General features: G+C 74.6%; 22 protein-coding genes and 1 riboswitch. Of the genes, 7 read left to right on the forward strand and 15 right to left on the reverse strand.

What is annotated here, in order from left to right; genetic code table 11:
- Window positions 1-18: 18 nt before the first annotated feature.
- Window positions 19-564: a hypothetical protein gene (locus ACWCHM_RS19850; protein ID WP_281899657.1), complete on the reverse strand. Its 546-nt coding sequence runs from the start codon at window positions 562-564 to the stop codon at window positions 19-21.
- A gap of 100 nt (window positions 565-664) precedes the next feature.
- Between ACWCHM_RS19850 and ACWCHM_RS19855 the strand changes: the two genes are divergently transcribed.
- The 3 genes from ACWCHM_RS19855 to ACWCHM_RS19865 all read left to right on the forward strand — a co-directional run bounded on the left by ACWCHM_RS19855 (window position 665) and on the right by ACWCHM_RS19865 (window position 1,745).
- Entirely contained in the window at window positions 665-1,459 is a 795-nt protein-coding gene (locus tag ACWCHM_RS19855) for an SAM hydrolase/SAM-dependent halogenase family protein (RefSeq protein WP_454219325.1), read from the forward strand.
- A gap of 63 nt (window positions 1,460-1,522) precedes the next feature.
- Window positions 1,523-1,642 carry a CPCC family cysteine-rich protein gene (locus ACWCHM_RS19860; RefSeq protein WP_454223117.1) on the forward strand — a complete coding sequence of 40 codons (120 nt, stop codon included), beginning with the start codon at window positions 1,523-1,525 and terminating at the stop codon, window positions 1,640-1,642.
- A complete protein-coding gene (locus tag ACWCHM_RS19865) occupies window positions 1,608-1,745 on the forward strand; it encodes a CPCC family cysteine-rich protein (protein ID WP_454219327.1) in 138 nt (45 codons plus the stop codon). The genes ACWCHM_RS19860 and ACWCHM_RS19865 overlap by 35 nt, the downstream gene beginning before the upstream one ends.
- Before the next feature lie 49 nt (window positions 1,746-1,794).
- On the opposite strand, the gene ACWCHM_RS19870 is transcribed toward ACWCHM_RS19865, so the two are convergent.
- A complete protein-coding gene (locus ACWCHM_RS19870; RefSeq protein WP_454219329.1) occupies window positions 1,795-3,063 on the reverse strand; it encodes a hypothetical protein in 1,269 nt (422 codons plus the stop codon).
- 109 nt (window positions 3,064-3,172) lie between these two features.
- Between ACWCHM_RS19870 and ACWCHM_RS19875 the strand changes: the two genes are divergently transcribed.
- Together ACWCHM_RS19875 and ACWCHM_RS19880 are read left to right on the forward strand one after the other, a co-directional pair.
- Window positions 3,173-4,003 carry a DNA-formamidopyrimidine glycosylase family protein gene (locus ACWCHM_RS19875; RefSeq protein ID WP_421489072.1) on the forward strand — a complete coding sequence of 277 codons (831 nt, stop codon included), beginning with the start codon at window positions 3,173-3,175 and terminating at the stop codon, window positions 4,001-4,003.
- A 151-nt stretch (window positions 4,004-4,154) separates the two neighbouring features.
- Window positions 4,155-7,766 carry a hypothetical protein gene (locus ACWCHM_RS19880; protein WP_454219331.1) on the forward strand — a complete coding sequence of 1,204 codons (3,612 nt, stop codon included), beginning with the start codon at window positions 4,155-4,157 and terminating at the stop codon, window positions 7,764-7,766.
- A 66-nt stretch (window positions 7,767-7,832) separates the two neighbouring features.
- Here ACWCHM_RS19880 and pspM read toward each other — a convergent pair whose 3' ends face one another.
- From pspM to ACWCHM_RS19935, 11 genes are all read right to left on the reverse strand, one after another.
- Window positions 7,833-8,621 carry a phage shock envelope stress response protein PspM gene (gene pspM, locus ACWCHM_RS19885; protein WP_204956966.1) on the reverse strand — a complete coding sequence of 263 codons (789 nt, stop codon included), beginning with the start codon at window positions 8,619-8,621 and terminating at the stop codon, window positions 7,833-7,835.
- Window positions 8,622-8,643: 22 nt separating this feature from the next.
- Window positions 8,644-9,516, reverse strand: a complete 873-nt coding sequence (locus tag ACWCHM_RS19890; RefSeq protein WP_204956965.1) for a PspA/IM30 family protein — start codon at window positions 9,514-9,516, stop codon at window positions 8,644-8,646.
- A gap of 188 nt (window positions 9,517-9,704) precedes the next feature.
- A complete protein-coding gene (locus ACWCHM_RS19895; protein ID WP_204956964.1) occupies window positions 9,705-10,148 on the reverse strand; it encodes a helix-turn-helix domain-containing protein in 444 nt (147 codons plus the stop codon).
- Window positions 10,149-10,314: 166 nt separating this feature from the next.
- The gene (locus tag ACWCHM_RS19900) at window positions 10,315-10,890 is read right to left on the reverse strand and encodes a CinA family protein (RefSeq protein WP_454219332.1); all 576 of its coding nucleotides are present in this window, start codon (window positions 10,888-10,890) and stop codon (window positions 10,315-10,317) included.
- 128 nt (window positions 10,891-11,018) lie between these two features.
- Window positions 11,019-11,639, reverse strand: coding sequence for a response regulator (locus ACWCHM_RS19905; protein ID WP_281899672.1), 621 nt, complete (start codon window positions 11,637-11,639; stop codon window positions 11,019-11,021).
- 41 nt (window positions 11,640-11,680) lie between these two features.
- Complete coding sequence (locus ACWCHM_RS19910) at window positions 11,681-13,864, reverse strand: sensor histidine kinase (protein WP_454219333.1); 2,184 nt, start codon at window positions 13,862-13,864, stop codon at window positions 11,681-11,683.
- A gap of 44 nt (window positions 13,865-13,908) precedes the next feature.
- The gene (locus tag ACWCHM_RS19915) at window positions 13,909-14,370 is read right to left on the reverse strand and encodes a hypothetical protein (RefSeq protein WP_454219334.1); all 462 of its coding nucleotides are present in this window, start codon (window positions 14,368-14,370) and stop codon (window positions 13,909-13,911) included.
- A gap of 345 nt (window positions 14,371-14,715) precedes the next feature.
- On the reverse strand, window positions 14,716-17,907 hold the full coding sequence (locus ACWCHM_RS19920; RefSeq protein ID WP_454219335.1) for a hypothetical protein: 3,192 nt from the start codon (window positions 17,905-17,907) through the stop codon (window positions 14,716-14,718).
- Between the two features lie 260 nt (window positions 17,908-18,167).
- A complete protein-coding gene (gene pgsA / locus ACWCHM_RS19925) occupies window positions 18,168-18,755 on the reverse strand; it encodes a CDP-diacylglycerol--glycerol-3-phosphate 3-phosphatidyltransferase (protein ID WP_454223118.1) in 588 nt (195 codons plus the stop codon).
- A 77-nt stretch (window positions 18,756-18,832) separates the two neighbouring features.
- A complete protein-coding gene (gene rimO / locus ACWCHM_RS19930) occupies window positions 18,833-20,371 on the reverse strand; it encodes a 30S ribosomal protein S12 methylthiotransferase RimO (RefSeq protein WP_454219336.1) in 1,539 nt (512 codons plus the stop codon).
- Window positions 20,372-20,553: 182 nt separating this feature from the next.
- Window positions 20,554-21,477, reverse strand: coding sequence for an ornithine cyclodeaminase family protein (locus ACWCHM_RS19935; RefSeq protein WP_454223119.1), 924 nt, complete (start codon window positions 21,475-21,477; stop codon window positions 20,554-20,556).
- Between the two features lie 91 nt (window positions 21,478-21,568).
- Window positions 21,569-21,635, forward strand: a riboswitch (guanidine-III (ykkC-III) riboswitch).
- 58 nt (window positions 21,636-21,693) lie between these two features.
- Between ACWCHM_RS19935 and ACWCHM_RS19940 the strand changes: the two genes are divergently transcribed.
- Window positions 21,694-22,008 carry a DMT family transporter gene (locus ACWCHM_RS19940; RefSeq protein ID WP_204923907.1) on the forward strand — a complete coding sequence of 105 codons (315 nt, stop codon included), beginning with the start codon at window positions 21,694-21,696 and terminating at the stop codon, window positions 22,006-22,008.
- 23 nt (window positions 22,009-22,031) lie between these two features.
- Here the strand turns inward: ACWCHM_RS19940 and ACWCHM_RS19945 are convergent, their stop codons facing one another.
- Complete coding sequence (locus tag ACWCHM_RS19945) at window positions 22,032-22,562, reverse strand: DinB family protein (protein WP_454219338.1); 531 nt, start codon at window positions 22,560-22,562, stop codon at window positions 22,032-22,034.
- Between the two features lie 143 nt (window positions 22,563-22,705).
- Between ACWCHM_RS19945 and ACWCHM_RS19950 the strand changes: the two genes are divergently transcribed.
- Entirely contained in the window at window positions 22,706-22,951 is a 246-nt protein-coding gene (locus ACWCHM_RS19950) for a hypothetical protein (RefSeq protein ID WP_281899691.1), read from the forward strand.
- Between the two features lie 61 nt (window positions 22,952-23,012).
- Here the strand turns inward: ACWCHM_RS19950 and ACWCHM_RS19955 are convergent, their stop codons facing one another.
- Window positions 23,013-25,484 (reverse strand): DNA translocase FtsK 4TM domain-containing protein, encoded by a 2,472-nt coding sequence (locus ACWCHM_RS19955; RefSeq protein WP_454219341.1) that lies wholly within the window; start codon window positions 25,482-25,484, stop codon window positions 23,013-23,015.
- Window positions 25,485-25,563 lie beyond the last annotated feature (79 nt).

The following is a 25,563-nucleotide window of genomic DNA, read 5'->3' on the forward strand; positions in this document are numbered from 1 at the left end:
GCCGGAACACCGGCGGGGTCAGCCGAGCTTCACCAGGACGTCGTTGTAGCGCTTCTGCTCGGCGGCGCTGGTCCGGGTGCCCAGGTAGTTCAGCACCACCGCACCGGCCCGGTACGCCTTGGTCCCCCACACGTCGGTCTGGTTGGCGGCGCTCGCCTCGTCGGGGAAGACGTACACGGCGACGGCGTCGGTGACCATCAGTTGGGCGCAGCCGACACCCGTACCGTTGGGGCCGCAGTCCTTGGAACGGTCCCGCGGGTCGGCCACCGTGAGGCCGGCGGCCTTGAACGCGTCGACCACCTTGCGGGCGGCGGGGGCGCTGGTCTCCTTGGTCGGCAGCACGAACGGCGGGGTGGAGGGGCTCTCCCGGGGCGTGCTGCCCGACTTCCCGGCCTTCGGTGGGCCGTCGGCCGGGGGTGCCTCGCTGGTGGCCGGGGCCTTCGACCGGCCGTCGGCCCACGCCCCGCCGTCCCGTTCGTCGCCGGGGTCGTCGCCGCAGCCGGCGAGGGCCAGCGCGAGCAGGACGGTGGTGGTCACGGGCAGGAGGCGGAGGCGTTTGGTCACCCCGGCAGTCTGCCGAACCGGGTGCGCGCCCGGCACCGGCCGGTCGGTCGATCGGGGTGTCCGGTCAGTGATAGGGCGGTCACCGCACTAGCCTGCCGGCATGACCCCGACCCCCTGGATCTCGCTGACCACCGACTACGGGCTCACCGACGGGTTCGTCGCCGTCTGCCACGGGGTGATCGGCCGGATCGCCCCGGCCGCCCGGGTGATCGACGTGACCCACCTGGTGCCGGCCGGGGACGTCAGACGCGGCGCGGCGGTGCTCGCCCAGGCGGTGCCGTACCTGCCGTACGGGGTGCACGTGGCGGTGGTGGACCCGGGGGTGGGCACCGCCCGGCGCGCGGTGGCGCTGGTGACACCTGGTGGGCTGCTGGTCGGCCCGGACAACGGGCTGCTGCCGGCGGCGGCGCAGGCGTTGGGCGGGGTCACCGCGGCAGTCGAGTTGACCTCGCCGGGCTGGGTGGCGGCGGAGGTGTCGGGTACCTTCCACGGCCGGGACGTGTTCGCCCCGGTGGCGGCCCGGCTGGCGCTCGGCGACCCGCCGGCCGACGCGGGCCCGCCCGTCGACCCGGCCGGCCTGGTGACCCTGCCCGCACCGGTGCTGCGCCGGGAGGCCGACGGGTTCACCGCCGAGGTGCTCACCGTGGACCACTTCGGCAACGTGCAGCTCGCCGCCGGGGCCGACCTGCTGGCGGCGTTGCCCGACACGGTACGGGTCGACGGCCGTCAGGCGGTGCGGGGGACGACGTTCGGCGACGTGCCGGCCGGTGACCTGGTGGTGCTCGTCGACTCCGCCGGCCTGGTCGCGGTGGCCCGCAACGGCGGCCGGGCGGTGGACCTGCTCGGGGTCGCCCCGGGTGCCACGGTGACGGTGCGGGGACGCCCCGGAGGGTGAGCTGCGCTCCCTGTCGGTGGTCCGGTGTGGAATGCTGCTGCGGTGGGTGAAGTGTGGGTTCCGGTGGGCTGTCCCTGTTGTGCGTCCCGGACGGGTGGGGGCACCTGTCCGGTCTGTTTCTGGACCGATGACGGCCAGGGCGACGCCGATGCCGACGTGGTGCGGGGGGGGTCCCAACGGTGACCTGAGCCTCACCCATGCCCGGCTGAACTTCGCCGTGTACGGCGCCAGCCACCCCCGCTACCAGGACATGGTCCGCCCGCCCCGCCCGGACGAGCGGCCCTGAGCCATTCCCGCCCCCGACCCGGCTGGTCGGGGGCGGGATGGCGCACCGGTCAGCAGTGGGACACGGTGCCGCCGTACACCGAGGACACGTACGCGTGGCTGACGTACTGGCCACCGGCCAGCCGGTTCCACCTGTTGGTGGTCCGGTACGTCCCGGCGACCGTCTGCCCGGTGACGTAGCACTGGATGGGCACGTTGGCGTGGGTGGCGGCGAGCCCCCGCACCGGGTACGAGGTGCCGGGGCCGGTACGGATGTTGAGCGGCCCGGAGCCGATGACGCCGCGCGGGCCGCTGCCGGTCCACAGGTACGTCACGTCGACCCAGGCGTTGTCGGTGAGCAGCAGGCCGTCCCAGAAGGTCCCGTCGGCGAGGTCGATGCCGGCGGGGTTCAGCACGGTACGCCCGAACTGGTCCCTGCCGCCGTTGTAGCCGTACTGGTAGGCGGCCTGTGCCTCGGGTCGTCCCTGCGGCAGGTCCTTCCAGTTCTCGCGGACGGCGGCGGGGTTCCAGTAGTCGTCGCGGGTGTTCCACGGGCCGACGTCCCAGACGGGTGCGTACTCGCAGCGGCTGCCGCTGGTGGTGCAGACCCGCACGGTGTAGTCCCCGGTGTCGATCGGGGACAGTCCACGTCGGGACGGCAGGGCGACGAAGTGGTCCCGGGGTTTGATGGTGCGCCCGTTGGCGGTGACCCCGCCGACCTCGCCCTCCCGGGTGGCGAAGACCCGGTAGCTGCGCGCGGCGGTGGGGGCCGGGGTGGCGGCGGCGGTGGTGTCGGCGGTGAGCCGCACCGCGCGTACCGATGCGGCGGCGTGCGCGTCGCGGGTGGTGAGCAGCACCCGGGCCTGGACCCGGGTGACCTGGCGGTCGAAGACGGCCGGCCCGGTGCCGGCCTCCCGCCACTCGGTCCAGCCGGTGGCCCGCCAGCCGCGTACCTGGACGCCGACGGTGGCACCGGTGGCCGCCTCGGCGGTGAGGTCGGCGCGGACCCGGTTGGCCGGGCCGGCGAGGGTGCGCGCGGGGGCGAGCAGCACCCCTTCGGCGACCGGCGCGCCCAGGGCGGCGGGCCGGGTGCGCCGGGTCGGGTGCGGGTCGGCGAGGCGCAGCCGGCCGGCTCCGAAGCGGACGTTGACGTCGTCGCCGCCGGCCACGGCGAGGTCGACGGTCCAGTGCTCCCCGCCGGTGGGTGCGGCTGGGGCGGCGGCGTGGCCGGGGGTACGGGATGCGGCGGTGGCGGCGGTCGGGACGAGACCACCGGCCAGGGTCAGGGTCAGCAGACCGACCAACAGGGACGACGGGTGACGACAGGGGCCAAAGGCCATAACATTCTCCTCAAGACTCCCCTATAGTGCATTTTTTCATAGATCGACAGGAAGCACGCTACAAATAGCGATACATGCGAATTCTGTTCGGACGAGGGAGAATGCTGGGGTGCCCGAGGGAGACACCGTCTGGAACACCGCCCGCGTCCTGCACCGCGCGCTCGCCGGGGCCCGGCTCACCGGCAGCGACTTCCGGGTGCCCGCGCTGGCCACCACCGACCTGACCGGCTGGACGGTGACCGAGTCGGCCAGCCGGGGCAAGCACCTGCTGCTACGGCTGACCGCGCCGACCCCGGTGGCGTCGACCACCGCCTGGACGCTGCACTCCCACCTGCGGATGGACGGCGTCTGGCGGGCGTACGCCCCGGGGGAACGCTGGACGGCCCGGCCGGCCCACCTGATCCGGGCGGTGCTGCGCGGCGCGCAGGCGGTGGCGGTCGGCTACCACCTGCACGAGTTGGCCCTACTGCCCACCGCCGAGGAGGAGCGCCTGCTCGGACACCTGGGCCCCGACCTGCTCGGCGCGGACTGGGACCCGGCCGAGGCGGTCCGCCGGCTGGCCGCCGCCCCCGGGGTGACCATCGGCGAGGCGCTGCTGGACCAGCGCAACCTGGCCGGGGTGGGCAACCTCTACAAGTGCGAGCTGCTGTTCCTGCGCGGGCTCTCCCCGTGGACGCCGGTCGGCGCGGTGCCCGACCTGCCCGGCACGGTGGCGCTGGCCCAGCGGCTGCTGGCCGCCAACCGGGGCCGGTGGACCCAGAGCACCACCGGCTCGCTGCGCCGGGGCCAGACCAGCTACGTCTACGGGCGGCGGGCCCAACCGTGCCGCCGCTGCGGCACCGCCATCGCCAAGGAGGACCTGAGCGAACGGGTCACCTACTGGTGCCCGACCTGCCAGCCCGCACCACCGCCGGTCGACCCGGCGGCACCTCCCGGCTGACGGGACAACCTGCAGAGACGGACGAATGGGTAATTCCTATCCGGCCGCCGACGTCGCATGCTGCGGTGGAGTGCTCACCGTTCGTAACCATCGGACGCGACCGCCACCACGTCGGGGTGGGGGCGGCGGGTCCCCGTGCCCGGGGAGAGCCATGGCCCTGTTCCGCAGACTGCGACCGCACTGGACGACCCGGGTCGCCCGCCCCCACCGGCCCGACCGGCCCACCGTCCCGGCCGCCCGCACCGGCGAACCCGATCCCGCGCCGGCGACCCTCGACCCGGCCGCCGTGCCCCGCTACTTCGGCCCGGTGCCCAACTTCGCCGGCAGCCCGCTGCCGGTACGCGACCCGCAGAGCCGGGTGGTCACCGGCACCGGCCTGCGCAAGTTCGTCGACGCGCTGCCGCTGCCGCTGCCCGGCCCGGCCGGCCGCACCGAGCTGGGCGGGCACCTGCCGGTCGCCGTCCCGGACACGGTAAGCTGGCCGGGCTGCGACTACTACGAGATCGGGCTGGCCGAGTACACCCAGCGGCTGCACCGGGACCTGCCCACCACCCGGCTGCGCGGCTACCGCCAGCTCAACCTGGGCACCGACCCGCACGGCCACAACACCGTCGCCCCACCCGAACGGCCCTACCACCTCGGGCCGCTGATCATGGCCCGACGGGGGCGGCCGGTCCGGATCAAGTTCATCAACCAGCTCCCCACCGGCCCGGCCGGGGACCTGTTCCTGCCGGTCGACACCAGCCTCCCCGGAGCCGGGGCGGGGCCGCTTCAGGGGCCCGCGCCCTACCCGCAGAACCGGGCCGTGCCGCACCTGTCCGGCGCGCACACCGGGTGGATCAGCGCCGGCAACCCCTGGCAGTGGGTGACCCCGGCCGGGGAGATCACCCCGTACCCGACCGGGCCGGGCCTGACCCACGTGCCGGACATGCCGCCGCCCGGGGCGGGAGCCACCACGCTCTATTACCCGAACGCGCAGAGCGGCCGGCTGATGTGCCTGCACGACAACACCCTCGGCCTGTCCCGGCTGACCGTGCTGTCCGGTCAGTTCGCCCTCTACCTGCTCACCGACCCGGTCGAGGAGGAGTTGACCGCCGACGGGGTGCTCCCCGCCGACCAGATCCCGCTGGTGATCCAGGACCGCACCTTCGTCCCCGACGACGCCCAACTCGCCGCCGAGGACCCCACCTGGGACCGGGACCGCTGGGGTGCCCGGGGCAGCCTGTGGCACCCGCACGTCTACCAGCCCCGCCAGGACCCGTACCGGGAGCACGGGCGCAACCCCACCGGCCGCTGGGACTACGGCCCGTGGCTGCCCGCCGTGGACGGGCAGGACGGGCCCCGGGTCGGCCCGGTGGACAACCCGCACCACGATCCGGTGGCCGCGCCGCACGAGCCGCCACAGGCCCCCGGGGTGCCGCACCCCAGCGCCGTGCCCGAGGCGTACGGGGACACCATGCTGGTCAACGGGGTCGCCTACCCGTACCTGCGGGTGCGGCCGACGGCGTACCGGTTCCGGATCGTCAACGGCTGCGCCGACCGGTCGGTCAACCTCCAGCTCTACCGGGCCCGCTCCGACGGGCCGATGTGGCAGGCCGACGGGAGCCTCGCCGACGCCGACGCCGGTGAGGTGCCGATGGTGGAGGCGGTCCGCGCCCCCGGCCGGCCCGCCGACTGGCCCACCGACGGGCGCGACGGCGGGGTGCCGGACCCGGCCGCCGCCGGCCCACCCATGATCCAGATCGGCAACGAGTGCGGGTTGCTCCCCGCCCCGGTGGTGCTGCCCAACCGGCCGGTCGGCTACCGCTACGACCGCCGCGACCCGACCGTGCTCAACGTCGACTCGGCCGCGCTGCTGCTCGCCCCCGGCGAACGGGCCGACGTGATCGTCGACTTCTCCACCCTGCCGCCCGGCGCGACGGTGCTGCTCTACAACGACTGTCCGGCCCCGCTGCCCAGCTTCGACCCCCGCTACGACCGGCACACCGCCGCCGGGGACCGCCGTGCCGAGGGCGGCGGCCCCACCACCCTGCCCGGGTACGGCCCGAACACCCGTACCGTGCTCCAGTTCCGGGTTTCCGGCACCCCGGGTCGCCGGTACGACCTGGACCGGCTGGCCGAGCGGCTGCCCGCCGCGTACGCCGCCGGCCAGCGCCCGCCGGTGGTCCCGCACCCGGTGTACGACCTGGCGTTCGGCACCACCACCGCACGGGCGACGGTCGCCTCCGCGCAGGCCACCTCGCTCACCTTCACCCCGCCGGGCGGCACCACGCCGGTCACCCTGCCGATCCAGGTGAAAACCGTGGGCCCGGTCTTCGAGCCGGAGTACGGGCGACGGGCCGGCCGGCTCGGCGTACCCCACCCGGGTGCCGGCCCGCTGGGCCCGGTGACCCTGCCGCTCGGCCCGACCGACCCGGCCACCGAGATCCTCGTCGCCGCCGACCCGACGGTGGGGCCGGCCGACCCGGCCGACGGCATCCAGCTGTGGCGGATCTGCGGGACCGGCCGGCAGACCCACCCGGTCCGGTTCGACGGCTGCGACGTGCAGGTGGTCAACCGGATCGGCGGGGACGGCACGGTCCGCGCCCCCGACGGCGGGGAGCGGGGCTGGAAGCAGACCGTCCGGGTCAACCCGGCCGAGGACGTGGTGGTGGCGCTGCGACCCGAGGTGCCGCCGCTGCCGTTCAAGGTCGCCGACAGCCTGCGGCTGCTCGACCCGACCCGACCCACCGGGGTACGCCTCGACGCCAGCCCGGTCAGCCCCTGCGACGGCCGGCCGGCGACCGTGGTCAACCAGCAGGTCAACCTGGGCTGGGAGTTCCGCTGGGCAAGCGGCGCGGCGGGACTGCGGGACCTGGGCATGAGCCGGCCGCTGGTGCTACGGGTCTCGCCCCGCGCGCCGACCGGGCTGACCGCGACCCCGGTGCCCGGCTCGGCGACGGCGCTCCCGGCGATCGCGCTGGCCTGGACGGGCAACGGCAGCCGGCCGGCGGCCACCGGGCATCTGCTCCAGCGGGCCACCGACGCCGGTTTCACCGCCGGACTGACCACCATCACGGTGGCGGCGACCGCGACCCGGTACACCGACGCCAGCATCACCCCCGGCGTGACCTACCACTACCGCATCCGGGCCGAGAACGGGGCCGGCTGCTCGGCCTGGTCGAACAGCAGCCCGGCGTCGGTGCGCCTGTCCTCGCCGGGCGGGCTGGCCGCGACGGTGCCACCGGCGGCGCCGCTGCGGGTGGCGCTGCGCTGGGTGAACCGCTCCTTCGCCACCGGGCTCGACGTGCAGCGGGCCACCAACCCGACCTTCACCAGCGGTCCGGGCACCACCGCCGTGCCGGTGTCCGACCACCACCTCGATCCGGCGGTCGCCCCGGAGACCACGTACTACTACCGGGTCCGGACCACCTACCTCGGTGCGGCCTCACCGTGGTCGACGGTGGCGACGGTGACCACCCCGCCGGTGCCGGAGCTGCCGACCGGGGTCGCCGCGACGGTCGCCGTACCCGCGCCGGACACGGCGACGGTGTCGTTGAACTGGGTGGCGAGCGTCCCGGCCGGCCCGGGAGCCGGGTTCGTGGTGCAGCGCGCGGTGGACCCGACGTTCGACCGGGAGGTGGTTAGCTTCACCGTCACCGGCCGCAGCTTCACCAACACCGGACTGGCCCGGGGGGTCACCTACCACTACCGGGTCCGTTCGTTCAACGTGGTGGGCAGCTCACCGTGGACCGACCCGCTGCCGGTGCACACACCCCACTGAGGTCGACCGGCGCGGCTGCGGGCGGTGACCAGTCCGGCGGGGCGGGCCGGGCCGCCGCGCTGGCGCTCAGCGGGTGGGGGTGCGCTGGGGTTCGCCGACGGCGCGTAGCTCGGCCAGGGCGGCGGCGACGCCGTGCAGCAGGTCCGTCGCCTCCATCAGCCGGGCGGCGGACGGGTCCGCGAGGACCTCCGGGTGGGCGTCCTCGGCGACGTAGCCGGCCGCGGCGGCGACCAGTCCCTCGTAGGCGGTGACCCCGGTGACCAGTTGGTCGAGCAGGGCACGGTGGGCCTCGGCGAGCCGGGGCCGGGCCTCGGGTGGGGCGAGCCGCAGGGCGCGCTCCACCCCGGCCGTCCGGTCGGCCAGGTCGCGCAACGAGCGGTCGGCGGCGGCGGCCTCCAGCACCGCCGGCTCGGCCAGGCCGGTCAGCCGGGGCGCGATCCCGGCCAGGGTGAGCGCGGCCCGGTCCAGCCGGGCCCACGACTCGGCGGCGGAGGTGCCGCGCAGCGCGAACCGGGAGCGGAACCGGCGGGCCTCGGCGAGCACGCCGGGGCCGACCGGGAGGCGTTCGACGGCGGCGACCAGCCGGGCCCGGGAGCGGGCGGCGGCCTCGGCCGGGTCGAGGGCGGGGGGCACCGGGCGGGCCGCGAACGCCCGCAGGTCGATCCAGCGCCAGGCGGCCAGCGCGACGGCGCTGCCCGCGGCACCGGCCCAGGCCGCGTCCGGCAACCCCAGCCCGGCGTACGGGGTCAGCACCGCGGCCGCGCCGGTGAGCCCACCGGCCAGGACGCTCCACCGGCGGGCGGAACGCCGCAGCCGGCCCAGTCGACGGAAGTGTCGCGTTCGCTCGTCGGCCACCCGTACCTCCTCGTGCCGGCGGTCAGCCGGCGGTGGTGTCCCCCACGCCGCGGTCGCGGCTCATGCTGGCCCGGATCTCGTCCAGCCGGGCGGCGGCGGCCGGGTCGGCCGTCGGGGCGGCCGGCTGGGCCTGCTGCTGTGCCGCCGGCTGCTCCTGCCGGCCACCGAGCTGGTCGCCGGCCATGCTGGCCCGGATCTGCTCCAGCCGGGACGACCCGGCGCTGTCCAGCGTCGACTTCTGGATCTCCAGCATCCGTCCCTCGACGGAGTTGCCGGCCAGCTCGGCGCGGCCCATCGCGTTGGCGTAGCGGCGCTCGATACGGTCGCGCACCTCGTCCAGCGAGGGGGTGTTGGCCGGCGCGGTCATCGAGGACATCGACTCCAGCGACCGGGCCACGCTCTCCTGCATCTTGGCCTGTTCGAGCTGGCTGAGCAGCTTGGTCCGCTCGGCGAGCTTCTGCTGGAGGATCATCGAGTTGTTCTCGACCGCGCGGCGGGCCTGGGCGGCGGCCCCGAGCGCCTGGTCGTGCAGGGTCTTGAGATCCTCGGTGGCCTGCTCGGCGGAGACCAACTGGGTGGCGAGCACCTGGGCGGACTGCTCATAGCGGCCGGCCTCGGCCTCGTCGCCCTTGGCCCGTGCCTGGTCGGCGAGGACCAGCGCCTGCCGGGCGTTGCCCTGGAGCCGCTCGACCTCGGTCATCTGCCGGGAGAGCTTCATCTCCAGCTGCCGCTGGTTGCCGATCACCGCCGCCGCCTGCTGGACCAGCGCCTGGTGCTGACGCTGCGCGTCCTCGATGGCCTGCTGGATCTGCACCTTCGGATCGGCGTGCTCGTCGATCTTGGCACCGAACAGCGCCATCAGGTACTTCCAGCCCTTGACGAACGGGTTCGCCATCTCCGCAGTATCCCCTCAGTAGCGTCGCTGCGCCTCGGCCACAGCGGGGCCGGACGGGCCGCCCGACACGCCCCCCATCGTCGCAACCCGACACCAGCAGGGCCGATCGTGCCGTGGGGAGTGCTCCGGCGGCCTGCGATCAACACTACGCGGCGTCGGCCACCCCGGCCACGGGACGGACGGCGGGGTCAGGCAGCGCAGACCACGTCCCGGTCGCTCGGGCGGACCCGGGCGCTGCGCAGGGTGGCCTTGAGTGGGGATTCCTGGCGGACCGAGACGGCGACCGCACCGTCGGTGGTCACCTGACGCACGCCCCGACCGGTGGCCTTGCGCACCCCGGTGGCGGGACCGGCGGCGGCCGGCTCGTCCTGCACCGGCATGAGCACGCCCGGCAACTGTTCGGCCAGCGCCACGGTGTCGCTCACCTCGCGGAGCAACTCGGACAGGCGGGCACCCAGCGCGTCGCAGATGGCGGCAAGCAGCTCGCTGGAGGGTTCCTTCTGGCCGCGCTCGATCTCGGACAGGTAACCGAGGCTCACGTTGGCGGCGGTGGAGACCTCGCGCAGGGTGCGGTGCTGACCCTGGCGGCGCGCCCGAAGTGCGTCACCGATCACCCGGCGTAGCAGGACCATCGCACCTCCCCCTGACGGGATTTCACGCTCCGGGCGGACCGTCGCCCGCGCCGGACGCGGTCGACCGCGCCGCAGCCGACGCCGTACGCCGGAGCCTTCCCGCAACCGTACCCGTTGGTCGGCCCGGCGACATCCCACCCCGCCTGTCGGATCTGGACAACACCGCTCACCGCCGGCCCGCGCCGGCCGGCGGCACCCCCGCCGCCGGCCCGGGTCGCGGGCCCGGCCCCGGCTCCGGAAAGGCCCTGTGGATACGCGTCGCCAGCAGGCGTAACGCCTCGATCACCGCCGTTGCGCGGATGTGGTTCCGGCCTCCGTCGAGGTCGAGCCGGCGGACCACCGGGCCACCCGGCCCGGCCACCGCGACATAGACCAGGCCGACAGGTCTGCCGTCCTGCGGCTCGGGACCGGCCACCCCGGTGGTGGCCAGCCCCCAGTCGGCGGCGCAGCGCCGCCGACCCCCCTCGGCCAGGGCGATGGCCACGTCCGGGTCGACCGGCCCGCGCTGGGCCAGCAGATCCTCGGGTACGTCGGCCAGCCGCGCCTTGAGTTCCGTGGCGTAGGTCACCAACCCACCCTGGTAGACGGCGCTCACCCCGGCGATCTCCACGATCGCGGCGGCCAGCAGCCCACCGGTCAGGGACTCGACGGTGGCCAGGGTCTGCTGCCGCTCGTGCAGGCTGTGCACCACCCCCGCCGCCGGGCTGCCCGCGGGTCGCTCGTGCTGCGCATCGGTCCCCATGCCGTCCTCCTTCCCCGACGTCACCCTGCTACTCATGTCGGCCCGACCGATCATCGTGTCAGTTCCCGCCCCGCCGGTGCGGCGTCCGGGCGGCATCGTCGGATCCGCTCCCGCCCGCCGGATCAGGGTCACCCGGTGAGGCCGGCGTCCCGGGCGAGCAGGGCGGCCTGGACCCGGTCGGCCACCCCGAGCTTGGCGAAGACGGCCGACAGCTGGTTGCGGACCGTCTTCTCGCTGAGCCCGAAGTGGCGGGCGATCCGGGCATTGGTGTCGCCGCCGGCCAGCCGGCGCAGGATGTCCCGCTCGCGCGGGGTGAGCCGGTCGAACGGGGGCGGCAGCTCGACCGGCTGGCGGCGCAGGCTGGTCAGCACCTGCGGACCGACCCGGGGGCCGAGGACGAGCCCGCCGCCGGCCACCGTCCGCAGCGCGTCGACGATCACATCCGGGTCGGTGTCCTTGAGCACGTAGCCCCGCGCGCCGGCCCGCAGCGCCCGACCGACCACGTCCTCGTCGTCGGTCATGGTCACCATCAGCACCCGGATCTCCGGCCGGCCCTGGACGATCCGCCGGGTCGCCTCCACACCGTCGCCGTCCGGCAGCGCCACGTCCATCGCGACCACCCCGACGGACTCGGTCGACGCGATGCCGATCGCCTCGGCACAGGTGGCGGCCTCCAGCACGCCGTCGACCCAGGTCTCGCCCTCCAGCATCGTCCGCAGGCCACGGCGGACCACCGGGTGGTCGTCCACGATCAGCACCCGGACCGGCCCGCCACGAGTCCCCTCTCCCGTCACTGCCCTCCCCCTCCCGCAGCACTCTGCTCCACCCCGGGACCTCCGGTGATCGAGAGGTCCGCGTCATCCTCCAGCACCGGGGGACCTTCGGTGATCAAGAGGTTCGCGTCATCCTCCGGGCGGATTCTGACGCGAACCTCTTGATCACCGGGAGCGGGCGGGGCGGGGGCGGGCGGGGCGGGAGCGGGCGGGGCGGGCGCGGAGGTGGGTGGGGTGGGTGGGGGCAGGGGGAGCCGGACGCGGATCAGGGTGCCGTGCGGGTCGCGGTCGACGATGTCGCTGCCGCCGCCCAGCTCGGCGGCCCGCTCCCGGATCGAGTCCAGCCCGACGCCGCCGGGCCGGCGGGCGACGATGCCGGTGCCGTCGTCGGACACCTCCACGACCAGCGACCGGCCCCGGCGCACCACCACGTCGCAGCAGGTCGCCCCGGCGTGCCGGGCCGTGTTGGCCAGCGCCTCGCCGACGATCCGGTACGCCGCCACCTCCACCGCCGCCGGCAGCCCGTGCAGCGGGTCCGCCACGCTCAGCCGCACGGTCAGGGTCGGGCCGTCGAAGCGCTGGCACTCGGCCCGCAACGCCGACTCCAACCCCCGGTCCAGGGCCGCCGGACGGAGCTGGTCGACCAGTTGGCGTACCTCCCCGGTGCAGGTGAGCAGGTCGTCGGCGAGCCCGTCGAGGATGCGGGCCAGCCGGGCCTGGTCGACGTCGGCGAGCTTGCGGGCCGCGCGTACCTGCATCGACATGCCGGCCAGGGTCGGGCCGAGCCCGTCGTGCAGGTCCCGGCGCAGCCGGCGGCGCTCCTCCTCCCGGGCGGTGACCAGGCGTTCCCGGGAGTCGCGCAGGTCGCGGATCAGCCGGGCGGTCGCGGCGGCCACCGAGGCGTGCAACGCGACGTCGCTGAGCAGCCGCCGCTCGACCGGGGTGAACCGGGTGCCCGGTGCCCGCCGGGCCACCACCAGCCGCCCCACCCGCTCCCCGTGGGTCACCATGTCGAAGCGTTCCAGCGTGGTGGTGGCCCGGCCGTGCGCGGCGTGCACCCGGGCGGGCCGCCCGTCGTCGGGCTCCCCGCCGAGTTCCACCGCCACGTACGGCACCTGGAGCGAGCGGGCGATGGTGCCGGTCAGCAACGGCAGCACCGCCTCCGGCTGGACCGTCCGCTCCAGCAGGTCACCGAGGCGGGCCAGCACCGCGTACGGTTCGTCGCGGTCGCCGTAGAGCAGCCGGTTCACCCCGCGCTGCACCCGCCGCCGCAGCGGTTCGAAGGTCACCGCGATCAGCCCGGTGGCCACCAGCGAGGCGTTCGAGGTGTCCCCGCGCAGCACGAGGTCCCGCAGCAGGGCGACCACCCCGACGAACGCGGCGATCACCAGCAGGCTCATCACCAGCCAGACCAGGGTCCGGTTGATCACCTGTTCCAGGCCGTAGAGCCGGTAGCGGAGCACGGCCAGCGTCATCGCGCCCGGGATCGCGATCACCATCAGCACCCACGCGCCGGAGAGGTTGAGCCAGTCCAGCAGGAAGCCGAGCAGGAACAGCACCCCGGCGGCCAGCAGGCAGGCGAGCTGCTGGCGGGCCTCGCCGACGGCCCGCCGAAAGCGGCGGGCGAGCGCCACCAGCACGGCGGCCACCAGCAGCAGCTCCACCCCGACGGTCAGCAGGGCGACCCGGACCAGCAGCCGCGCGGTCGGGTCGACGGCCGTCGTCGCGGACAGCAGCAGGCCCCGGGGGTCGCTGGTCGCGGCCACGGCCAGCGCCACGGCCACCACCGCCGTGGTGACCACCAGCCCGACCGCGACCGGCCGGAACCCTGGGCCCGGCAGCCGGCCGTCCGGGAAGACCAGCAGGGCCAGGAAGATCAGCCCGTACGGCGGCCACCAGAGCCACTGCCCCAGCCAGGCCAGCGGGGTGACGGCGGGCCAGCTCAACGCCAGCACCGCCGTCCCGGCGACGAGTCCGGCTGCCAGCATCAGCCGGCCGACCGGGTGACCGGGCACCCCGGCGAGCACCAGCGCGCCGAGCGCGGTGAACGCGACCGCGATCGTGCCGGTCAGCGCCGCCGGCCCGAGCGCCGCCGGCTGCGGGTACCACCACTGCCCGGCCAGGACGAGCCCGGCGACGACCAGGCCCGCCCCGGCCAGGACCCGGCGGGACGGGGACAGCGCGGCGATGGGCGACGGCACGGCAGGCCCTCCGGGGTTGGTCGTCGGTGGCGGGAGCGGCTGGGTCAGTCGGCCCAGCCGGCGGCGTGCATGGCGTTGTGCAGCCAGTTGCCGGTGTCGTGTTCGAGGTGGTCGGGCAGGGTGCCGATGTCGTGCGGCAGGTCCGGGCCGTCCAGCCGGGGCAGTTGGGCCAGGGCCTGCTCCAGGGTGATCCGGGAGCGGGCGAGCACGTCCGGGTGGCTGCGGACGTACTGCGCCACGTGGGCGAGCACCGCGGTCAACCGCTGCCTGACGGCCTCGGGCTGCGCCGGGGCGGTGCCGGCGTCGAGGGCCTCCAGCCGCCAGTCGGCGGAGTAGACCGGGTGCAGCCGCCTCCCGGTGACGTCGAAGAACTCGACGGCCCCGGCGAGCTTCTCGCCGTGGTCGGCGGTCGACAGCAGGTCGGACAGGTCCTGGTAGACGTGGCAGAACGTGTCGTCGGCCGCGATCAGCACGATCCGTCGGTCGTCGCCAGCGGTCAGGGTCATGATCACTCCTCGGGTGCCGTACCTGGACGGCGGGACCGGTCGCCCGGCACCCGTCCGCCGCAGCGTAGGTGGTCGACAGTCCACAGTGGCACCGCCGGGCGGGCCGGCGGGGTGGACGGTCGCGCCATCGTCACCCGCCGGCTGTCCCGCCGACCCGGGTCGGATGTCCCGGCCCGGCGGGACCGATCGGACGGCGGCCCCGGCCCGGGAAGCGCGGTAAGGGCCCGACCGGACACGCGGGAGGGGCCCCGGCCGGCGACGGGGGAAGGGCCCCGGCCGGCCCGGCGGGCGGGGGAAGGGTCCCACCCGCTCGGGCCGACGGGGCCCTTCCCGGTCGACGCGCGGTCAGCCCGCCGGGTGCACGCTCACCGTGGTCGCCCGGGTCATGTCGGTCGCCGCGGTCACCTCCGGCAGCCCCTCGGTGTGCCCGCCGGAACGCACCCGGGACGACCAGTGGTCGTAGCGCTGGCCGAGCTGACCGACCCGGACGAACGCCGCGCTGGCCAGGCAGGCGCTCAGCGGGTCACGCGGCTTGTCCGGCACGCTGGCCTGGACGCAGCCGGCACCGTACTGGCCCTGGTCACGCAGCGGGTCGAAGCCCGACCGCTCCCCGTCGCACGGGTTCCAGTCGAACGTCTGGACGCAGTCGGCGTAGTTGGCCACCGCCTGCGTCATCGCGTTGCGCAGGTGCTGGTGGGGCGACTGGTCGCCGTCGCTGCGCGGGCGGCTGTAGTCGGCGGGCAACCCCTGGCCGCCGAAGAGCAGGCCGGCGAGGCTGTCGTCGAGTTCCAGCGCGGTGCCCCAGCCCAGCTCGGTGTACGCCTGCAACAGCCGCAGCGCGTCGGAGACCGCCTTGCCCTTCTGCCAGAGCACCCGGGACACCTCCCAGGTGTCGCTGCTCGGCGGGTTCGGCCCGGTGCCGGCCCGCATCACCCGGTAGAAGTACTTCTGCCGGCCGGACAGCATCGCGGCGGCCTTGCTGCGGGCGGACGTCGCCTGGGTGGCGACGACCGGGATCGCCGCCGACTCGAACGCCGGCTTGTACGTCCCCGGCCACCGCTCGGTGAGGTACTTGTTCTCGTCGTAGCAGTAGCCCTGCGGGATCGGCGACCGGACGTCCCACGAGCAGAACGTGCCGATGGGGAACACGCGGGTGGCGGTCTGCACCTCCTGCCAGTCCCCGCCGGCCCACTTCACCCGCGACCGCAGGGTGATCTGGAGGTCGCCGGTGGTGGTCTGGAACCGGGGCCCCTCGTGCTCCTCCACGTTGACGAAGTTCGCGTCGTAGCAGGTGGAGAACGTCGGGGCGTGCCCCGGGGGCATGGCGTGGTGGGCCAGGTGGAACGCGTTGGGCAGGTTGCTGCGGCGTACCGTCGACGGGGTCGGCCGGCTGACCCGGCTCGGGCCGCACCCGCCGATCGACTCGGTCTCGGGAATCCGGTTCGCCGCCGGGAGTTCCTGGTCCGGGCTGCCCCACATGTCGTGCACCGGCAGGGTGTCGCTGCCGTTCCAGACCACCGCCTTGCGGACGTTCTCCACCTGGGCGTTCCAGCCGGCGACCGCGGTGCGGTAGTCGGCCATCAGCGCGGTGAACAACGGGTTGGTGCCGCCGTCGGCGGTCGGCTGGCTGAACTGCCGGACCCGCTCGTTGATGGTCCGTCCGGCCTCGGCGACGGCGTCGCCCCGCCCGGCGGCCACCTGCGCGGCGAACTGCGGGTTCTCCAGTTGCAGGATGTTGTAGACCCGGGCGGCGGTGGACCAGGCGGCGGCGTTGGCGACCGGGCCGACCGTCCAGGTGCCGCCGACCCGGTTACGCGCCCACTGGCCCAGGTAGTTGATCGAGCCGGCGGGCAGGTGGGTGTCGAGCACGCTGACCGGGTCGGCGAGGCTGGTGCCGGCCGGCGCGGTGAAGGTGCCCTCGTCGGCGGCGTTGACGGTGGCGAAGGTGAAGGTCGGCGACTCGGCCTTCGGGAAGTAGGTGCCCAGGTAGTCCGGGATCGGCTGCCCGGTGATCTCCTTGTGGTGCACGTACGTGGTGATCACCTGGTTGAGCTGGCTCTTGGCGATGTTCTCCAGGGCCACGTGGGTGGCGAGCGCCATCGAGTCGACCTTGCGTTCGATGGTCTGCAACTGGGTGGCGATCCGGCCCAGGTTGGCGCGTACCTCGTCGAGGCCCTTGGTGAGCGCGTCGAGCTGGGCGACCAGTCCGGCGTACATCTCCTTGAGCGCCGACTCGATCCGGTCGAACCGCTTGTCGATCCCCTTGGCCAGCCGGTCGATCTGCTGGCGCAGCTTGCCGATCTCCGCCTGGATCGCGGCGTTCGGGTCACCGCCCCCGGCGAACAGGCCGATCAGGCTCACCGCCGCGCCGAGCAGGTTACCGGTCAGCACCGCCGTGCCCATCGCCGTCGCGGCCATGGTCAGCCCCTGCCCGAGCACCGTCGTCACGTACGTGTTGATCGCGGTCACCGAGGTCACCACGGCCTTGCCGATGGTCTCCAGCTGCTTGCCGAACTTCTTGTCGACGAAGCCGACCAGGGTGGACAGCACCGTGACGGTGGACCCGAGGCCCTCGAAGATCTTGCGGTTCGACTCGGTCTTCGCCTTCTCCGCGTCGATGACCGCCTGGCTGGGCTTCGGGTCCTGGTTGAGCGGGTACGTGGTGGCGTAGCCGACCACCTCGGTGATCCGGTTGTTGCCGTCGGTGTCGAGCACCTTCAGCGTCGCGTACGCCCGCTCCTGCACCAGCGCCTTGAAGGCGGTCGCGTCACCGCGGACGTCGCGGATCGCGGACAGCGGCACGTAGTAGCCGAGGGTGCCGGTGTTGCCGTCGGCGCGCGGCTCGTGGATCCGCGCGGCCAGCAACCCGTCGACCGGGGTACGCACCCCGGTGCCGGTGCGCCCGGCGAACGCGCTGTCCCAGCCGGTGGCGAGCGCGTCGTCGGTGGCGGCCCGGCGGTGCAGCTCCCGCCAGGTGTCCTGGACCAGGTCCCGGGAACGGGCGTTCCACGCCGCGTCCTGGTAGCCGCCCCGGACCAGGTTCAACGCGTCCGGCACCACGTTCGCGCCCTCCGCGCCGACCGTGCTGGCCAGGAAGGCCCGCACCGCCGGGCCGGTGGTCACCGCGCCGCTGGACTCGCCGAGCCGGGCCAGCACCGCCATCGCCACCGCGAACCGGGACCGGTCCTCGGCCCGTGCGTCGCCGACCGCCGCGTCGGCGACCGCCCGGGTGGTGGCCACGTGCCCGGCCACCTGCGTCGCGTCGGCACCCGGCTGGCTGGTACGCCAATCCAGCAGCTCGGCCGTGAGCAGGGCGTCCTTCAGCCCGGCCGCCCCGGCGTCGCGCAACTGCACCACCGCCCCGAACAGCGCCCCGTGCACCGCCTGCTCGTCGAACGGCACCGGGTCGGCGGCACGGGCCGGGGTCTGGTGCATGGTGACCGCCAGCACCGCCGTCAGCCCCGCCGCCCACAGCCGGCGGCTGCGCCACCCGCCGCCCGGGGACCGCCCCCGGGCATGTCTCGTCGCTGTCCCCACCGCTGCTCCTCCCGCCACCGGACGCGACCGCGCCCGCCGTCACCGGGCGTCGATCCGACCGGGCCGACGCCACACCGGGCCGCAGGGGGCCGGTGCGGTGACGACTCTGCGGGGCGGGACGTCCCGGCCGGCAGGGACAGCCGTCCCGCGGACCCGGGATTCCGGCACGGGCCGGGAGCCGACGGTGGCCGGCCGGGGATTGACGCCGGCTGCGCGCGGGCCGCACGGCGCGTGAGGTGAGTGAGGTGGGGAAGCCCCGGTCAGGAGCGGGGGCGGCGCAGGCGCAGGGCCTGGGCGACGTAGTCGAAGCCGGTGACCACGGTGACCAGCACGGCGGCGGCCATGATCCAGGGCCCGACGGCGACCAGGGCCGCCGGCATCGGCCACAGATACCAGGCGATGGCCAGGATCTGCAACGCCGTCTTGAGCTTGCCGCCCCGGCTGGCGGCGATCACGCCGTGCCGGATCACCCAGAACCGCAGCCCGGTGATGCCCAGCTCGCGGACGAGGATCAGCACCGTCACCCACCAGGGCAGCCGGTCGTAGACGGACAGCAGCACCAGGGCCGCGCCGGTGAGCGCCTTGTCGGCGATCGGGTCGGCCACCTTGCCGACCGAGGTGACCAGGCCGAAGCGGCGGGCGATCCAGCCGTCCACCAGGTCGGTCATCGAGGCGAACGCGAAGATCAGGCAGGCGGCGATCCGCCACCCGGTGTGGGTCATGCCGGAGGCGACCACCGACGCGGCGAAGACCGGCACCAGCACCAGCCGCAGCAGGGTCAGGCCGTTGGCCGCGTTGAGCACCGGCACCCGGGCCACCGGCGGCGCGGACTCCGCCGCCCCGGTCACCGCCGCGCCCCGCTCCGGCCGTCGAGGCCCACCTGGCACCGCCCCACCTGGCTCCCCCGCTCCGTCCGGGCCCACCGTCACCGTTCCGCGCCGGGCGCCGCCGAGATCATCTCATCCGGCACGGCCACCAGGTCGACGCCCTCGGTCGCGGTGACCGTGGCCCGGACCAGGTCGCCGGGGCGCAACGCGGCCAGGTCGACCCCGCCGCCGACCGGGGCGACCAGGGTGGTCGAGCCGTCAACCTCGGGGGCCTGGTGCGCCGCCCGGCCCTCCACCACGCCGTCGTCGACCGTGTCGACGAGCACCTCCACGGTGCTGCCGAGCCGCTCCTCGGCCCGCTGCGAGCACAACTCGTCGGCGAGCGCGGCGAGCCGGTCGTAGCGGCGCTTGACGGTGGCGGCGGAGAGCTTGCCGGGCAGCCCGGCGGCCTCGGTGCCGTCCTCGTCGCTGTAGTCGAACACGCCGATCGCGTCGAGCCGAGCCTCGGTCAGGAAGCGGGTCAGCTCGGCCACGTCCTGCCGGGTCTCGCCGGGGAAGCCGACGATGAAGTTGCTCCGCGCGCCCGCCTCCGGAGCCAGGGCGCGGGCGCTGGCCAGCAGCTCCAGGAACCGGTCGGTGGAGCCGAACCGGCGCATCCGGCGCAGCACCGGCTCGCTGGAGTGCTGGAACGACAGGTCGAAGTAGGCGGCCACGCCGGGAGTGGTGGCGATCGCCTCGACCAGGCCGGGCCGGGTCTCGGCGGGCTGGAGGTAGCTGGCCCGCACCCGGACGATGCCGTCGATCGCGGCGAGCTGCGGCAGCAGCTTCTCCAGCGCCCGCGGGTCGCCCAGGTCCTTGCCGTACGAGGTGGAGTTCTCGCTGACCAGCACCAGCTCGCGGACGCCGGTCTTGGCCAGCCACTCCGCCTCGGCCAGCAGCTCGTCGGGGGTACGCGAGACGAACGCGCCCCGGAACGCGGGGATCGCGCAGAACGCGCACCGCCGGTCGCAGCCGCTGGCCAGCTTCAGCGAGGCCACCGGGCCGGTGTCGAGCCGACGACGCAGCACCTGCCGCAGGTGCGCGGGGGTGTGTTCGTCGGTCTCCATCGTCGCCCGGGTGGGGGTGCCGTGGCCGGGCAGCGACACCGCCGACTCGCGCCGGTTGACCGGGGTGAGCGGCAGCAGTTCGCGGCGGTCCCGGGGGGTGTGCGCGCCGATCGCCTCGCCGGCCAGCACCGAGTCGAGCCGGGCGGCGATGTCGGGGTAGTCGTCGAAGCTGAGCACCGCCTGCGCCTCGGGGAGGCTGTCGGCCAGCTCCCGGCCGTACCGTTCGGCCATGCAACCGGCGGCGACCACCTTCGCCCCGGTGTCGGCGGCGGCGAGCAGCGTCTGGATCGAGTCCTGCTTGGCCTTCTCCACGAACCCGCAGGTGTTGACGACCACCACGTCGGCACCCTCGCCGTCGGTGGTGACCTGCCAGCCGTCGGCGTGCAGCCGGGCGGCCAACTCCTCCGAGTCGACCTCGTTGCGGGCGCAGCCCAGGGTCAGCAGGGCGACCCGGCGGCCGTCGGCGGGCGACGGCTGCGGGGCGGGCCGCGACGGGCCGGCGTTGTCAGGCGTGGGGGTGGCGGACACCATCCGAGGGTACCGGGCGCGGGAGCGGGCCCGATCGACGGCGGCGTGCGGTGTCGGCCGGTTCACCCCGCCGCCCGGCCCATCGTTGATCAAATGACGAAAATGCGCACGACACGCCGGGAACACTCGCCAGAATTGCAATCTGATCATGGTGCACCCGCCCGCCGCAGCCGACACTCCGGCGGTCAGACCGGCGTCGCACCCACCCGGACCAGCCGGTCCAGCAGGGCGACCTCGGTGCCGGCCAGGCCGGTGGAGCAGAACACCGACACCTGGTCCGCGCCGGTGCGGCCGGGGACCGCACCGGCCAGCACCGCCCCCAGGTCACGCAACCTGCCCGGGTACGGCCCGACGGCGGTCAGCATCGGCGGGTCGTACGCCGCCGCCTGGGCCGGCGAGTCGGTGACCAGCACGTCGGCGGCGTCGAGCAGGTCGGTGCCGAACTCGTGCCGGTGCACCTGCTTGAAGCCGACGGTGTTGACGTGGGTGCCCGGGGCGAGGTCGGCGGCGGCCAGCACCGGGGTGACGCTGGTGGTGGCGAGCACCACCAGGTCCCGGTCGCGGACCGCCTCGGCGGCGCAGCCGACGGCGCGGGCGGGTATCCCCAGCTCGGCGCGGACCCGGGCGGCGAACGCCTCGCGGCGGGCCACCGAGCGGCTGTGCACGGTCACCTCACGCAGGGGCCGGACGGCGGCGGTCGCCCACACCTGCGTCCACGCCTGACCGCCGGAGCCGATCACGCCCAGGGTGGCGGCGTCCGGGCGGGCCAGCGCGTCGACGGCCACCGCGCCCAGCCCACCGGTACGACGGGAGCCCAGCTCCGCGCCGACGGCGATGGCCCGTACCGCGCCCGTCCGGGCGTCGTGCAGCACCACCAGTTGCTCGCCGGCCGGGTGGCCGAGGGTGTCGTACGAGCGGAAGCCGTACCACTCGTCGGTGAGCTGCCCGGCGGTGAGCACCATCCGCCCGCCGGCCAGCGGTGCGGAGGCCCGGGGTGGCGCGACGAGCCGGCCGGCGTGGGCGGCCAGCAGGGCGTCCCGCATCGCCGCGACGGTGGTCGGCGCGTCCAGGGTGGCGGCGACCTGCCGGTCGTCGAAGAGCAGCGTCATGCTCCCCATGCTGCGACCTCAAGCTGACTTCAACTCAAGGTGTGGTGGGGAGGATCACCCCACCTCGGCGGCCGGCGGTGCTAGCGTCGGTCGTGGTGGCCCGCGCGGCCACCCCGGACGAGTCGCGGGCGTACCCGGTCAGGCCAAGACGCCCCGTACCTGACCGACTCGTCCCCGGCCGACGGCCCGGGACCCGCACCCCCGAGGTGATGCCCGATGGCCTGGATCGTGCTGGTGCTCTCCGGACTCCTGGAGACCGCGTGGGCGGTCTCCCTCGACCGCAGCGCCGGGTTCACCCGGCCGCTACCCTCGGCCGTCTTCGCGGTCACCCTGGTCGCCAGCATGGCGGGCCTGGCGTACGCGCTGCGCGACATCCCCGTCGGCACCGGCTACGCGGTCTGGGTCGGCATCGGGGCGGTCGGCACCGCCGTGGTCGGCATGGTCGCCCTCGGCGAGTCGACGAGCCTGCCCCGGCTGCTCAGCCTGCTGCTGGTGGTGGCCGGCGTGGTCGGCCTCAAGCTCTTCCACTGAGCGGGCCCGGGGAACCGCCCGGGTCAGGGCGCGTCGCCCGCGTGCCGCAGCAGCCGGAGTTGGCCGATCTCGGCGACGTTCTTCATCAGCTCGGCGTTCACCCAGGCGACCATGTGGGCCACGGTGTACGCCGGGTCGTCCCGCCACGGGAACGACGCGGTCGCGTCGAGATCGGCGTCGCCGAGCTGGTCCAACACCGCCAACCACGCGGTACGCAGGTCGCCCAGCCATGCCACCGTCCGGTCCCGGTCACCGGGCCAGTCGATCTCGGTACGCTCCCGCGGCCGACGCCCCCGCGCATGGTCCACGGCGACCGTCCACCACCAGCCGATGTGCCAGGTGATCCAGCCGATCGTCGGGACCGGGACCGGGTCGGGCTCGACGTCCGCCCAGTCCGGCACCCATCCACCGTCGGCAGCCGGGCGCATCGTCCAGCAGTGCGGTGCCGGCTCCCAGAGCAGGTCCGCCGGCTCCAGACGTTCCAGGTGGTACTCGAACAGGGACCAGGTCAGCTCGAACTGCGACCGCAGCAGGTCACGACGGGATGCCGGCATCGGGTGACCCTGTCATACCGTCCGGCCCCGGATCGACCGGAATTCCCGCGCCGGCACCGCATCGCCGCCCGGTGCGTAGTTTCCGTCCGGTGTGGGTAGTGATCGATCACCACAGCAACCAGCCCCCGACCACGGAGGACGTCATGGCCGACACCCACGCCCCCGCCCGCCCGCGTACCAACGCCGCCCGCATCTGCACCATCCTGGCGTTCGTCTTCGCCGTCGTCGCGCTGCTGATCGCGCCGGTCATCTTCGGCATCATCGGCCTGGCGCTCGGCATCGTCGGAGCGGTGCTCGGCGACAAGCCGCTGGGCTGGTACGCCGCCGCCGCGAACGTGGCCGCCATCGTCCTGAGCCTCGTGCTGATCAGCGCCATGATGAACAGCTGACCTGACCCACCCGCGCGAACGGGCCCGCCGGAGATCCGGCGGGCCCGTCGCACGTCCCGGGTCAGTCCACGTCGCCGCGCAGGCCGACCAGCACCTCTTCCAGCTCGTCCGGCTTGACCAGCACGTCGCGGGCCTTGGAGCCCTCGGACGGGCCGACCACCCCCCGGGTCTCCATCAGGTCCATCAACCGGCCCGCCTTGGCGAAGCCGACCCGCAGCTTGCGTTGGAGCATCGAGGTCGAACCGAACTGCGAGGTCACCACCAGCTCCACCGCCTGCACCAGCAGGTCCAGGTCGTCCCCGATGTCCTCGTCGATCTTCTTCTTGCTGTCCTGCGCCGGGGCCAGCACGTCGGAGCGGAACTCCGGCTCGCGCTGGTCCTTGCAGAACTTCACCACGTCGGCGATCTCGCGCTCGGTCACCCAGGCGCCCTGGATCCGGACCGGCTTCGACGCGCCCATCGGCAGGAACAGCCCGTCGCCCCGGCCGAGCAGCTTCTCCGCGCCCGGCTGGTCGAGGATGACCCGGGAGTCGGCCAGCGACGAGGTGGCGAACGCCAGCCGCGACGGCACGTTCGCCTTGATCAGACCGGTCACCACGTCGACGCTCGGCCGCTGGGTGGCCAGCACCAGGTGGATGCCGGCGGCGCGGGCGAGCTGGGTGATCCGGACGACCGAGTCCTCCACGTCGCGCGGGGCGACCATCATCAGGTCGGCCAGCTCGTCCACGATCACCAGCAGGTACGGGTACGGCCGCATCTCCCGCTCGCTGCCCGGCGGGGCCTTGATCTCGCCGTTGCGCACCTTGCGGTTGAAGTCGTCGATGTGCCGGACCCCGTTGGCGGCGAGGTCGTCGTAGCGCATATCCATCTCGCGCACGACCCACTCCAGCGAGTCGGCCGCCTTCTTGGCGTTGGTCACGATCGGGGTGACCAGGTGCGGGATGCCCTCGTAGCCGGTCATCTCGACCCGCTTGGGGTCGATCAGCAGCAGCCGCACCTCGTCCGGCGTGGCCCGGGTCAGGATGGACACCAGCAGGGTGTTGAGGCAGCTCGACTTGCCCGCGCCGGTGGCACCGGCGATCAGGATGTGCGGCATCTTCGCGAGGTTGGCCACCACGAAACCGCCCTCGATGTCCTTGCCGAGGGCCACCACCATCGGATGGTGGTCGCTGGTGGCGGCCCGGGAGCGCAGCACGTCACCGAGGGCGACGTTCTCCGGGTCGGTGTTGGGGATCTCCACCCCGACCGCGCTCTTGCCCGGGATGGGGCTGAGGATGCGCACGTCGGGTGACTTCACCGCGTACGCGATGTTGCGGGAGAGCTGGGTGATCCGCTCGACCTTGACCCCGTGCCCCAGCTCGACCTCGTACCGGGTGACGGTGGGGCCCCGGGTGAAGCCGGTGACCTCGGCGTCCACCCCGAACTGGTCGAAGACGCCGGTCAGTGCGGCGATCACCTCGTCGTTGGCCTTGCTGCGGGTCTTCGGGGCCGCGCCACCGGTGAGCATGTTGGCCGGCGGCAGCACGTAGTCGCCGGCCAGCCCGGTCAGCGCGAGCTGCTCGGCGCGGGTGGGCGGGGCGGAGTGCTCAGGCGGCTCCACCGGCTTGCGGCTGGCCGGCACCCGGCTCGCCGGCCGGCGGGGCAGCACGATCGTCTCCTGGAGGTCGACCTCCGGGCCGACGTCGTCGAAGTCGTCCGGGTCGGGCGGCGGGGGCGCAGCCTTGCGGGCCGGGCGTTTACGGGCCGGCTTCGCGACGGCCTCCGTCGGCTCCGCGTCCTCCTCCGTCGGGGCCTCGGGCGGGGCGACCAGCGTGCCGGCGAGCAGCCCGAGCCGCTCCGGGATCTTGTTGATCGGGGTGGCGGTCACCACCAGCAGGCCGAAGACGAGCAGCAGGATCAGCAGCGGCATCGCCACCCAGGCGGTCACCGCCCGCTCCAGCAGGTTACCGATGCCGGCGCCGACGAGGCCACCGGCGTAGTCACGCTGCACCGGGTCGACCGGATTCTGTCCGATGTGCAGCATCGCCGCCGTGGCGACCAGCATGGAGCCCCAGCCGACCAGGCCCCGGCCCCGGTGCTCCAGGTCCACCGGGGTCCGCATCAGCCGCCACGCGCCGATCATCAGCAGCACCGGCACCACCACCGCGATCGCGCCCAGGAACAGGCGTACGGTGTCGGCCAGCCGCGCGCCGAACGGGCCGGCGCCGGAGAACCAGATCGCCACCGCGCTCAGGATGGCCAGCCCGAACAGCAGCAGGCCGGCACCGTCGCGGCGGTGTTCCGGGTCCAGCTCCCGGGCGGAGGCGGCCTGCCGGCCGGCGGCCCGGAAGCCCCAGCCGACCCCGTGCGCCAGGCCCATCCACAGTGCCCCGATGGCCCGGCCCACGTACGCCGCCGGAGCGGGCCGGGGGGCCGGTCGCCGCCGGGCCGTCGCCCGGGTGGTCTTCTTCGCCGGCTGACGGGCACGACTGTTCGTGGTGCCGCGCGGCGACGCGCCGCGTCGCCGGCTCGCCTGAGAGGTACGGCCCGCCATAGAGTCACCGTAACGGCGTGACCCGGCAGACCGCCGCTTTTCCGGGTCGTGTCCGCGCGTCGCAGCACGGACCACGCCC

This window comes from Micromonospora sp. SCSIO 07396 (genome assembly GCF_053667945.1).